This window comes from Vibrio sp. SBT000027, assembly GCF_963894355.1.
GTDB classification, from domain to species: Bacteria; Pseudomonadota; Gammaproteobacteria; order Enterobacterales; family Vibrionaceae; genus Vibrio; species Vibrio splendidus.
This window is the reverse complement of sequence record NZ_CAWQGD010000004.1, coordinates 1,310,412-1,322,219: the sequence shown is the minus strand read 5'-3', so window position 1 is coordinate 1,322,219 and position 11,808 is coordinate 1,310,412. Positions and strand designations below refer to the sequence as shown.

Genomic DNA, 11,808 nt, shown 5'->3' with positions numbered 1-11,808 from the left:
GAGCATTATCAGGCGAGCCTATGACGGATAATTTCTCCCCTTCTGCCAGCACTATTGTGGCAAAAGATTCTAAAAGCAACGAGCATGCAGTCAGCGATTTTGCTATTTCTGAGTACTTATCGAAGCCTTTTAAAATCGAACTAACCATCATCTCAAAAAGCTTTGTGGTCGATGATCAATTGGGGCAAAAGCTCTCTATCACTCGCTTCGTTAATGACACCGATAACTTGACCGCTACCCGAGTATTCAACGGTATTGTTACCCAGGTTCAATTACTGGGTATGGACGGTAACCTACAGTACTCTAGTTACCGCGTCACTCTAAGGCCTTGGTTCTGGTTATTGAAGCACACCCACTCTTTCCGCGTTTACCAAAACCAATCAACGAAAGACATCATTTCAGACGTGTTAACCCAAGCTGGCTTCAGTGGATCTTATAAGACGGGCACCATGCCTTCGTCTAAACGTGAATATTGCGTTCAATACGATGAAAGCGATTTTGATTTCGTAACCCGATTACTCGCTGAGGAAGGCGTTCACTACTTTTTCCAACACAGCGATTCCGACCACCTAATGATGCTGCAAGATGCTCAAAGCCCCTTTCAAAAATCCGATGCTAGCAAACTCGACATGATTGAGGTCCCATCAGGCAGTAATCCATTAATCAACAAATGGATGCCACAAGGGCAATTTCATGGTGCTAGCATTGAGCTAACCAGCTACGACTACTCACAAACCAAATTGGTGAGCAGCAAAGAGAAAAAATCCAGTCATAAGATCGCCAACAACACCAAGTTGACCAAGCAGTTTTACCCTAACCTTGGTATCACTGGCGGCATGGAGGATCTCGCCAGTAACCTAGTTAAAAGGCGAATCGAACAGCTCGAACAAAGTTATCAAACCGTTGAAGCCGAAGCTCAACACGATTCATTTGAATTAGGAACTTGGTTCTCATTATCTTCCCATTTAGACAAGTCTCAACTCGGCGATTATCTGGTCACAGAACTTCACATTCGATACAACACAGATAATCACTGTGAGACCCAACTGACCCTACTCGATACATCAATTCCTAATTACCCGTCACCGAGAGACAAAGCGAAAATACACGGTCTGCAAAGCGCGATTGTCGCAGGCAGTACGGCAGGTGAAATCAATCAAGACGATCAAGGCCGCGTGCGCATTCAATTTCATTGGGATACCGAAGCCTCTGGCGACAAAACAAGTTGCTATGTGCGTGTCGCTCAGATGATGGCAGGCAGCGGTTACGGTACTCAGTTTATTCCGAGAGTCGGACAAGAGGTATTAGTCAGCTTCATTGATGGCGACCCTGACCAACCGATTATCACCGGAAGCGTTTATAACAGTAAAAATCCGCCACCTTACAAAGAGGCGAACGCCACAAAAACAGGCATTAGCACCAAATTAAGTGGCTTAGCGAATGAGCTCTATTTCGATGACAAGAAAGACAATGAGCTGTTGTACATGCACGCGACCAAAGACTTCACCAAAGAAGTCGAGAACAACCTGACTGAGACAATCAAAGGTGAGTTGCTTCAAAAAACCACCAAGCAAGTTACCGTCTCAACAGAAGATAACTACACACTTACCTCGGATAAAGCGATCAGTGAGAAAGGTAAATCCATTTCACTTGAAGCCGATGACAAGATAGAGCTGACCGTTGGTTCAAGTAAGATCACCATGTCTTCATCTTCAATCAGTATCGAAGCCAGCAACATTGATATCAAAGCCAGCAGTGCGCTCAACCTCGAAGGGATGAACGTGACCAGTAAGGCTACATCTGCAAACAAGATCTCCGGTGTGACGACAGCTCTAGAAGCTACGAGCTCCAACAGCATTAAAGGTCTCAGTGTCGCGATTAAAGCCGATACCACCCTCTCAGCTGAAGGTTCATTAAGTGCTGAGTTTAAATCCGGACTAAAAGGCACTTTCGATGGTGGCGTGATGGGTGAGTTAAAAGGTGCGATTGTTAAGGTTAATTAGCAAATTCAAAACGCTAGTACTTAAACCACACCAAAGCACAAATTTAGGTAGAACGAAAACATGTATAAAAAGATTCCGTATCAGTCAGGCCGACAATTGCTCGATAGATTCTCAAGCTCTGATGAAGCTCAAGCGCTGATCGATGAAGAGCTCAATGTTGATGACTCCATTGAAACGTTGTTGGAAAACGAGCTCTATTTCGATTTGGTTCAACTCCTGGCTCACGGGTTGCCGGTTCGAGAAGCCATTTGGTGGGGAGCGCACACGCTCGATGCAAGAAATGACGTTTGGTCAGCAATGCAGAAGCAATGTATTTCCACAGCCAAAGCTTGGGTCAAATCACCATCAGAAGAGCAAAGGCGCAAGAGTGAACTATTCTCTAATAAGCTCAAATTAAATTGCGGGCCTTCTTGGTTAGCTCAAGCCGTATTTTGGAACGGGTCTGGCAGTATTGTTGCACCAGATTTGCCAACGGTTCTCCCAGATCCTTTTCTATACTCTAAGGCGGTAGCAGGTGCGATCAATCACTCTGCTGCTCTACCAAATTGGGATAAAACCGACGAGTACTATAAGAAATCCATTGGTATTGCTCTTGAGCTTGCCAAAGGCAGTAAGGCATAGGAGTTACGATGACGTTAGCCGCACGATTAACCGATATGCATGTTTGCCCAATGCAGACACCCGCTGTTCCACCTATCCCTCACGTAGGCGGGCCAATCAGTTGCCCCGGTGTACCGACGGTTTTAATTGGCAATATGCCAGCCGCGACACTTGGGGACATGTGCGTTTGTGTTGGCCCTCCCGATAGCATCATCAAAGGCAGTGCCACTGTGCTCATAATGAGTAAACCAGCGGCACGTATGGGCGATACAACCAGTCACGGCGGTACTATTGTTCTGGGTATGCCTACTGTGATGATTGGGGGCTAAATACCTTACTTTTCATGGGGTTTCAAAAAACCGTGACATCGGTCCACTTTCTTAGATGAAGTTCAAAGTTTTAAGTAAATATCTATTTTGCATGAGACTTTTCACGAAAAAGCTCTAGAATTAATAAATGTTAACAAGTGTTTACGAAACATAAGGATTATGTATCAAATATGACACTTTGGTGCGATCGGGATAACAATAGATTTTTACAGGATGTATATGACAGAAATCGTTCACCTACTTGTTCCAATCTCGGATGAAGAGCCTTCAGGCTCTTATTTGAAGTTAGATCGAAGTGCCTATCGCAGTTTGAGAAACGTTTACAATAGCGCTCAATCCTCATTTCGACAGTTAGTTGAAACGCCTGATGCATCGTCTGATCCTGCTATCGTGGATGCCAATACAAAAAACTGGGCTGAGTTGAGAAAGGTTTCAGAAGAAACACTAACTTCACAGTCAAAAGACTTAGAGATATTAGGTTGGTACATCACGAGCCAACTTTTTACATCTCAGCCATTTCATAACCTTGCTAATGCTATCCCTGCTTTAAACCTTTTCATCGACCAATTTTGGGATACGCTAAACCCAATGCTTCCGGAGGCTAAACTCAAAGCTTCTGACGATGCAGGGAAAGCGAAGGAAATCACTGAATTTAAAACTAAACCCCTACTTCAACTCGTTGGTGAGTCTGTTGATTCGAGCTCCGTTTATATTCCTTTTCAAATGCTTGATTTTTGCGCGGGCGTTACTTTTGGTGATTACCTCACTGCAGAGCGTAAAGGCAACATTGCAGAACTAAAAGAAACAGCGTTAGGTTCATTTGATCAAAGCGTTTCAGAAACACTCTATCAACTTGCGAGTATATTTAGTGAATTAGAGGTTGCTGAGAAAAACTTAGCTGAAAAATGCCAAGCTATTGGCGCAACCGTTATCAGTTTCAACTTCATCAAGACCAACGTACGTGATCTGATTAAAGCGATACATTTTCTTGTTGGAGAAAAATTCGCGCCTTGGCCTTTGGATGACAACTTCCACGTTATCCAAAACTCAACAGAAGTACCTCAACAAGACGATTCGATACATTCGGCACCCCAGCAAGCAAGTGATACCTCTATTGACTCAAGTTTAGCCACTGAGACAAGCCAAAATTCAGGGGCAACTAATCCGGTAAACCAAGGTAACGGAAGCGTGGCTAGTGACGGGCAAGCCCAAGCACTAAACAGCCTTGCCTCCCAAAACCAAACTCAAACGATTGTCCAAAACGTCTCGAGCATTAACGGCATTGTTAATCGCGATCATGCGTTTCAAGAAATTAGAAAAATCGCTGAGTACTTTAAAGAAACAGAACCTCATAGCCCTATTGCATTCTTACTCGAGCGTTCAATTCGTTGGGGCTACATGAGCTTCCCAGAGTTACTTCAAGAAATGGTTGGCAATGAAAGTGTCATCGCCCAGATCAATCAAATGACAGGAATGGACAACCTAGACAAAACCGATTTGTCAGGAAAATCCGTTCCAGTAATGACTTCCGCTCCGGAGAGAACTCCGGTAGCAACACCGACTATTGAAGAGCCAGCGGCAGTATCGCCAGTTCCTGATAGTTCAAATAGTACGACAGATACAAACCAAACATCTGAACCGACTTCCAACTCATCATCGAGCAGCCTGCAAGATTTTGAGTGGTAAAGCACATTAATGCGTTGAGCAAGGAGAAAGTAATGGCTTCTATTTTTATGAGAATTGATGGTACGACACCAAAAGGTGCAGCAACAGTAGAAAAGATCGGGGGTAAAGATGGATTCTTTGCACTTGATAGCGTTTCTTGGAGTGCAGTACGTGGTGTTGGTATCGATGTAGGTAATGCAAACAATGCGGACCAAGGTATGGTTGCTCTTGGTGAAGTCAACATGACTCGTGGCTGTGATGGTGCAACACCTCATCTAACCACTTTCTTATATGCGCCGGGTCCAGAAGGTCGCACCGTTGAAATCGTAATGACAAAACCAAACCGTGAAGGCTCTGGTGCTGATCCATACCTGATTCTAACGCTAAAAATGGCTCGTATGTCTAGCTACAACATGTCTGGCACAGACGGTTCACTTCCAAGCGAATCTTTCAGCCTAACCTACACTGAAATTTCTAAGGCTTACTACATTGAATCCGACGGCGGTAAGATCGAGAAAGGCCCTGAGGTTGGCTTCGATGCTACAACAGCTAAAGTCACTTCAACTGCTAAGTAATTAAACAAGGAGAGTTACCGTGGCACTAAATTCCCAACATAAACGCGTAAGTAAGAACCGCGTAAGTATTACCTATGACGTTGAGACTAATGGCGCTGTAGAAACCAAAGAGCTCCCTTTTGTTGTTGGGGTTATTGGTGACTACTCAGGCCATAAGCAAGATAAAGAAGAAGTAGAAGATCGTACCTTCTATAACGTTGATAAAGACAACTTCGATACGGTAATGAAGCGTGTAGGTCCAGAGCTATCATTGAAAGTCGATAACGTTCTTGCAGGTGATGACAGCCAATTTGCGGCGAGTCTTAAGTTCAATTCGATGAAAGATTTCGAACCTGAAGCGATAATCGAACAGGTTGAACCGCTTAAGAAGCTAGTCGAAACCCGTAATCAACTGAAGGTACTGCTTTCTAAAGCCGATCGTTCTCGCGACCTAGAAAAGCTACTTAAAGAAGTTCTACAAAGTGCAGATACGATTAATGCTCTTTCTGATGAGCTTGGTATTAAAGAAGAAGGAGCTGAGTAATGAGTACTGAAACTGAGAATCAAGCGCAACCGGAGGCGGCGGAAGGCTCACTGAGCTTCCTAGACCGTGCGATTGAAGCAACCACTCAAACTCCCGCTGACACCACGAAAGAACTGTTTTCTGTACTTACAGAGCAAGCTCTTTCTGGCACCGTGACGTGGGATAAGAACGTTACAAAAACAATTGAAAACGCAATATCAGAGATAGATAAAAAGCTATCTCAACAGTTATCTGAAGTCATGCAACAAAAAGACTTACAGAAGCTTGAAGGCTCTTGGCGTGGTCTACAAAAACTCGTTAAAGAGAGCGAACTTGGCCGTGATCTGAAGATCAAAATGGTCGATTACACTCAAGAAGAGCTGCTTGATCAATTCGAAGATGCGCCTGCGATTGACCGTAGCCCACTATTCAATGCGGTTTACCAAGGTGAATTCGGTACTGCTGGTGGTGAACCTTACGGTACATTCATTGGTGACTACGAGTTTAGCGCTAAAGATGAAGATGTAGCCCTACTTCGCTACATGGGTGAAGTTGCTGCAGCGTGTCACGCACCATTCATTGCCGCTGCAAACGCTGAGATGTTTGAGTTTAACGACTTCCAAACCTTCTCTGAAGGCAAGCCAGTAGCCGCTGGTTTTGACTCTCCTGCTTACGCTGCATGGAATTCATTCCGTGAGAGTGATGATGCTCGCTACGTAACATTAACACTGCCACGAACTCTTGCTCGCCTACCTTATGGCGACAAAGGTTTGAGTACTGATGTCTTCGCTTATGAAGAGCTTGGTACCGATATGGATGGTAATCCTAAGCCAACCAGCAATGATCAGTTGGTTTGGTCTAATGCAGCGTATGATCTGGGTCTTAAAATGACTCAAGCTTACACGGCTTCAGGTTGGTGTACTTCTATTCGTGGTCTTGATAACGGTGGTAAGGTCGAGAACCTTCCAAACCTAACTTACAAGTCTGAAGCGGGCGACCTACTTCAGCAGTGTCCAACAGAAGTTAACCTAACAGATGAGCGTGAGAAAGAGCTTTCTGACCTTGGTTTCCTTCCTTTGGTTCACTACAAAAGCTCTAACTACGCTGTGTTCATCGGCGGTCAAACAACGCAAAAGCCTAAAACCTTCACTGACCCAGATGCAACGGCAAACGCGGCAATTTCAGCTCGCCTGCCTTACATCATGGCAAGTAGTCGTATCGCCCACTACCTGAAGGTAATGGGTCGCGACAAGTTAGGCTCGAATCTTGAAGCTCCGGATATCAAACGAGAGCTACAACTGTGGATCGACCAATACACCAACGCGGGTGCCATTGGTAATGAGCAACGTGCAAGAACGCCTCTTTGCGAATCTCGCATTGAAGTGGTCGAGCAACCTGGTAAGCCAGGCGCATACTCAGCTGTCGCTCATCTAAGACCTTGGTTACAACTTGAAGAATTGACGACCTCAGTTCGAATGGTTGCGAAGATTCCAGGCTAATATGGATTTGGCCGGAGCAATCCGGCCAAAAATTTTGTATGAAGTTAAATACAGAATGGCAAAACAGATTCAATCAATTAGATGACACAGATAATACCTTTATGAAAGAGGCTTTATCTCTGTTATCTGAGCTAGACAAACACTCCTTAAGCTCTAAATCCTCACTAATTTCATTGATATCAACACTTATATCAACAATCGATTCCAAACTCAGTTTACAGCTTGATGAAGTCCTCCATGAACCCGAGTTTCAAAAACTGGAACGTAACTGGTTAAGCCTTCAGCAGCTTGTTACCCTACCCGTCAGCTACCAAAGAGCGCATGTAAAACTGCTCGATATGAACTGGGCGGAGATCTCTAGCGACGTCAATCAAGCCTATTCAACCAAATCCAGCGACTTGTATAACAAGATCGGCAATAACGAACTGAATACCTTAGGTGGTCACCCTTTTGGTTGCATCACCTTTAGCCACCCTATCTCGATGGACATCGATTTTGATGCCGACTACGACGATCTGTTTACCGTAGAGCTGTTAGGCAAATTAGGCGAAGCAACACTCTGCCCTATGCTGTTTTCTCCAGTAGCAACATTCTTTGGTGAAAGCGGTGCCGATTGGTTGTCTGATATCGAACGTATCAATAAGATCCTTTCCGGTCCCGACTTTAAGGCGTGGCAGGATTTACGCAGTAAACCGAGCTCTCGCTTTATTGGCATGGCGCTACCACAAGTTCGCCTGAGAGACGCATACAAGAATCGACGCGCTGGCTTCATTTACAACGAGCAAGGTCAAGGAGCTTGGGGATTAGCCAATATGGTACTGACTACCACTATCATGCGAGAGTTTCACCGCGTTAACTGGTTTGGCTTCCTAAAATCCCGTTGGAACGACAAACTACAAGGTGCCGTCGTTAACCTACCAACGAACCACTATTTCGACAGTCACCTGCAAAAACCAGTGACGGATATCAGCTTGTTCGGCCAACTGTCGAATTTCTACGCTCAAAGCGGCTTTATCCCATTAGCGAAGAGCCCGTTAACCGATAAATTTTACTTCAATGGTAACAACTCAATTTGGCAGTGCGGACAAAACGACAATGACAAAGTGCTCACGCAGATTCAAACCACACTGATGTCTTGCAGAATTGCTCATTACCTAAAAGTTCAAGTCAGAGAGATGATCGGCAGCTTCAACAACGCAACCGAGTGTGAGCTGTTTTTGACCCATTGGATTGAAAAGTTCTCGAGTAACGTTTCATTTGCCAATGAAGAGACCTTATCTAAATACCCCCTCAGCTTCGCCAAAGTGAGTGTGACAGAGTCAAGCTCTCAAGCTGGCAGCTTCGCTTGTACTCTGCGCATTGTTCCTCAATACCAGTTTGATTACTTCAGCGGTGAAGTTGTGTTGACCACCGACCTAAATGAGGTGGCGTAATGAGCTTTTGGAAGACCTTTATCAGTGATTCAAAGCCCTATCAGGATGCTGAGATTGAAGACATCAAGTTCCACCTCACCAAGCTACTTGAAGCTGAGGCATCATTGACAGATATCGATAAACGACTGATAGAAGTCAACCGCTCTAACTTAAAGTTTGGTATCGAAGATATTCAATTACTGAGCGCCACTCTAGAAAAAACGCAGCTGACTTTACGTATTGAAACGTGGATTAAAAGCTTTGAACCTCGACTTCATGACATCTCCGTAGAGCTTGGAGAGCGCAAAGAGGGTGACAACTCACTGTCGTTCAACATCATCGCCAAGGTTAAGACAAGTCATGGCGAACAAGACCTTATCTTTGACTCCAAAATCGCATTAAGTGACCTAACCACCTCATTAGAAGAAGATAACTATGACTGAACCTATTATGCGTTACTTCGAGCAAGAACTGGCTTTTGTGCGCCGTTCGTTAGGTCAGTTCGGTCAAGAATACCCGACGCACGCTGAGAAGCTCAATATTCATCAAGGTAAGATTGAAGACCCTAGCATGGCTCGTCTATTAGATGGCGTCGCACTATTAAATGCTAAGGTAGAAAAGAAACTATCAGAGCAGTTACCTGAGGTCATCGAAGGTATATTAGGAGTGCTCTATCCGTCTTATATACAAACCGTTCCTAGCGTTGCTTATCTTGAGTTAGTTGCTGAAGAAGGCCCTATTGAATCGAGTACTTTGCCAAAAGGTTCGCTGTTTTCGAGCACCAACACCAAAAACGAATGCCTATTTAGAACAGTCGATGAACTCAAAATAGCGCCATTTAGCTTAGGCAACATCAAAGCGCTAAGCGCCCCGTTTAGCTTCAATAGACCCAAATCGGCTAATCAAAGCTCAGCGGTCGTTCAGATCTCACTGAACACTGGCGACCCCGAAGTACACTTCAGCCACTTAGAACTCAATGACCTCGACTTCTTCGCCAAAGGGTTTGAAAACAATGCGGACTCGCTAGTCGAGCTTCTTCTCAATAACACCTTAGCGATTTCTATCTCAGACAACGAATGCGCTCGACATGTCACCATTGATAGCCACCAGCTGAAAAATCGAATCAGCGATCTCGAGTTTAAGTTTTTACCTGAGCATGGTAATCAATTCACGGGCTATCAACTGATTAACGAGTTTTTCTTTTTCAAAGAGAAGCGACAGTTCTTTAGACTTAAGAACTTTGCGGATTACGCAGGCCAATTTGATGAATCAGAAATCATCATTAACTTGTTCATGTCGTCATTGCCGTCCGAATTTATCCGCCTATTCAATAAAGATGTTTTCAAGTTAAACGTAATGCCAGCGATTAACTTGTTTGAGCAGACAGGCGAACCTATTGCGTACGATCACAGAACCCTTTCAGTTCCTGTGAATGCCGACGCGCACAGCGACAACAATATTGAAATCATCGAAATTCAGAAGGTCTACGAAATCACGCCTAACGGTGAAATACCGTTAGTTCCTCTTTTTAAAGAGAAATACACCCACAATCAGCAATATGACTACTGGCAAAGTAAACACAATCACTTTGGTGAAATGAGCATCGCAATTTCGCTATCTGAAGCGCCAGAAGCTGAATTTAGTAAGCTACTTGGTACTCACTTACTGTGCACAAATGGTAAGCAAGCGTGTGGCGTAAGCGGCACTCTGGAATGCCTCGAGAGTATTGATTTACCCGGTGAGTTTTCGCCTATTTATCCGCCTTCGGCACCCATCACAAAGGAAGTCGACCAAAACATCCATTGGGAATTCATTAGCTTACTGAACACCAACTTTTCATCACTGGTGCAGTCTAGTAATCCGGTTGCTGACCTCAAGCATATGCTGAGTTTGTGCAGTCGAGAGCAAGTATCGAGCGCTGAAATTCAGATGATTCACTCGATCACATTCAATTCACAAGTGTCTGCTATTCGCGTTCTGGGCAAAAACGTATTCTCTCCCGGAACCGAGATTGAACTCACACTCGATGCAACCTCACCCTATTTGGCATTTGCTGATGTACTGAATCGCTTCTTCCAACAATTTTGTAGCTTTGACCGATATATCCAACTCAAGATCCGAATCTACGGTCGAGATGGTGTCGTTAAAAAGTACCCTAAGATTCACGGTAGCCAATTGTGTTTATAACTCAGCGAATGTCGGAAATCCTGCGAACTGAAAATCACCAGAGCTTAGGCTGTAAGGGGGATATATGAAGCATTTCATCGAAGACCTAGCAACTCAGCCTGAAAAGTACGATTTCTCTCAGGCAATGAGGCTATTGGAGCAGCTTCAGTCCCAAAGTAGCTCACCGATACAGATCCAATTGAAATCGGAGGCGATGCCGACTGGCAACCCTCAAGAGATCCAATACTTCTCGTTAAAGGGAAACAAAGCCAAACTCAGATTAGCAAAACAAGCGCTCTCGGGCGTTAAAGGCGTGATACCTAATTACATATACGAAGAGTTGTTAGCCGCGATCCACAATGAAGATCATTCGCTGCAAGATTTTCTAGACGTATTTAATCAACGACACTTTGAAATCACTTATCGAACCAATGCTCGACGTTGGCTACTTGTTGAAAGTGAGCAAAACCCAAAGAAAACAGCATTATTGAATCACTTTGCTGCGCTTGGAAAAGAGCACAAAGAGTATCTCCAATATTCATTACTGCTAAGCCAACAAAGCCGAAACCTGACGACTCTAAAAAAGATTTTAAATGATTTTTTTCCCTACTCCATCGAAGTTGAGTGCAAAGCATTTGAACAACGTCTATTACCGACCGACTCGTTAACTCGCATCGGTGTTAATCGAGATTTTAACAGTCGCTTGGGACAAGGTTTTTTGGTTGGCAAAACTTGCCTAGCTCATTTTAACAACTTGAGTATTTTTGTTACCCCAAAAAACAGAAATGAGTTCCTCGAGATTCAACAAGATGACCAATTTGCAAAAGCTGTGTTGTCTTTGACTCAGCACTATTTAAAAGACAGTACGCCTGTTGCCATTTATCTGAACGTCAAACGTTCATATTTAACCAAACCCCGTTTATCAAGCAAGGTTTCTATAGCCGCTCGTTTAGGTGAAATTGACTACCTTGCACCTGAGCGTAACCCCAATGAAACCGTAAAGATTTTGCTTTTGTAGTTCATAAATACGGAATGTGTAGATTATAGAGATACAAGG

At 44.1% G+C, this 11,808-nt stretch carries 11 protein-coding genes; all 11 read left to right on the top strand.

Annotated elements, in window-relative coordinates:
- The first annotated feature begins 20 nt into the window (after positions 1 to 20).
- The 11 genes from AACU28_RS15590 (at position 21) to AACU28_RS15540 (ending at position 11,769) form a co-directional block, all read left to right on the top strand.
- The gene (locus tag AACU28_RS15590) at positions 21 to 2,003 is read left to right on the top strand and encodes a type VI secretion system Vgr family protein (RefSeq protein ID WP_121603188.1); all 1,983 of its coding nucleotides are present in this window, start codon (positions 21 to 23) and stop codon (positions 2,001 to 2,003) included.
- A 60-nt stretch (positions 2,004 to 2,063) separates the two neighbouring features.
- Complete coding sequence (locus AACU28_RS15585) at positions 2,064 to 2,624, top strand: DUF6931 family protein (RefSeq protein ID WP_121603187.1); 561 nt, start codon at positions 2,064 to 2,066, stop codon at positions 2,622 to 2,624.
- An 8-nt stretch (positions 2,625 to 2,632) separates the two neighbouring features.
- Positions 2,633 to 2,932: a PAAR domain-containing protein gene (locus AACU28_RS15580; RefSeq protein WP_121603186.1), complete on the top strand. Its 300-nt coding sequence runs from the start codon at positions 2,633 to 2,635 to the stop codon at positions 2,930 to 2,932.
- A gap of 219 nt (positions 2,933 to 3,151) precedes the next feature.
- Positions 3,152 to 4,618 (top strand): type VI secretion system protein TssA, encoded by a 1,467-nt coding sequence (locus AACU28_RS15575; protein WP_102540882.1) that lies wholly within the window; start codon positions 3,152 to 3,154, stop codon positions 4,616 to 4,618.
- A 32-nt stretch (positions 4,619 to 4,650) separates the two neighbouring features.
- Positions 4,651 to 5,172: an Hcp family type VI secretion system effector gene (locus AACU28_RS15570; RefSeq protein WP_065111266.1), complete on the top strand. Its 522-nt coding sequence runs from the start codon at positions 4,651 to 4,653 to the stop codon at positions 5,170 to 5,172.
- A gap of 19 nt (positions 5,173 to 5,191) precedes the next feature.
- Entirely contained in the window at positions 5,192 to 5,695 is a 504-nt protein-coding gene (gene tssB, locus AACU28_RS15565) for a type VI secretion system contractile sheath small subunit (protein WP_017110737.1), read from the top strand.
- Positions 5,695 to 7,173, top strand: a complete 1,479-nt coding sequence (tssC, locus tag AACU28_RS15560; protein ID WP_102462404.1) for a type VI secretion system contractile sheath large subunit — start codon at positions 5,695 to 5,697, stop codon at positions 7,171 to 7,173. Before tssB ends, tssC begins: the two co-directional genes overlap by 1 nt.
- Positions 7,174 to 7,211: 38 nt before the next feature.
- Positions 7,212 to 8,606, top strand: coding sequence for a type VI secretion system contractile sheath domain-containing protein (locus tag AACU28_RS15555; protein ID WP_121603185.1), 1,395 nt, complete (start codon positions 7,212 to 7,214; stop codon positions 8,604 to 8,606).
- Positions 8,606 to 9,028 (top strand): type VI secretion system baseplate subunit TssE, encoded by a 423-nt coding sequence (gene tssE, locus AACU28_RS15550; protein ID WP_102444806.1) that lies wholly within the window; start codon positions 8,606 to 8,608, stop codon positions 9,026 to 9,028. Before AACU28_RS15555 ends, tssE begins: the two co-directional genes overlap by 1 nt.
- A complete protein-coding gene (gene tssF, locus AACU28_RS15545; RefSeq protein WP_121603184.1) occupies positions 9,021 to 10,772 on the top strand; it encodes a type VI secretion system baseplate subunit TssF in 1,752 nt (583 codons plus the stop codon). Before tssE ends, tssF begins: the two co-directional genes overlap by 8 nt.
- A 64-nt stretch (positions 10,773 to 10,836) precedes the next feature.
- Entirely contained in the window at positions 10,837 to 11,769 is a 933-nt protein-coding gene (locus AACU28_RS15540) for a type VI secretion system baseplate subunit TssG (RefSeq protein ID WP_121603183.1), read from the top strand.
- Positions 11,770 to 11,808: the final 39 nt, after the last annotated feature.

Coding starts and splice junctions, on each gene's coding strand:
- AACU28_RS15585 (WP_121603187.1), top strand. CDS start 2,064: ATGTATAAAAAGATTCCGTATCAGTCAGGCCGACAATTGCTCGATAGA.
- AACU28_RS15575 (WP_102540882.1), top strand. CDS start 3,152: ATGACAGAAATCGTTCACCTACTTGTTCCAATCTCGGATGAAGAGCCT.
- AACU28_RS15590 (WP_121603188.1), top strand. CDS start 21: ATGACGGATAATTTCTCCCCTTCTGCCAGCACTATTGTGGCAAAAGAT.
- AACU28_RS15555 (WP_121603185.1), top strand. CDS start 7,212: ATGAAGTTAAATACAGAATGGCAAAACAGATTCAATCAATTAGATGAC.
- tssF (WP_121603184.1), top strand. CDS start 9,021: ATGACTGAACCTATTATGCGTTACTTCGAGCAAGAACTGGCTTTTGTG.
- AACU28_RS15570 (WP_065111266.1), top strand. CDS start 4,651: ATGGCTTCTATTTTTATGAGAATTGATGGTACGACACCAAAAGGTGCA.
- tssE (WP_102444806.1), top strand. CDS start 8,606: ATGAGCTTTTGGAAGACCTTTATCAGTGATTCAAAGCCCTATCAGGAT.
- AACU28_RS15580 (WP_121603186.1), top strand. CDS start 2,633: ATGACGTTAGCCGCACGATTAACCGATATGCATGTTTGCCCAATGCAG.
- tssC (WP_102462404.1), top strand. CDS start 5,695: ATGAGTACTGAAACTGAGAATCAAGCGCAACCGGAGGCGGCGGAAGGC.
- AACU28_RS15540 (WP_121603183.1), top strand. CDS start 10,837: ATGAAGCATTTCATCGAAGACCTAGCAACTCAGCCTGAAAAGTACGAT.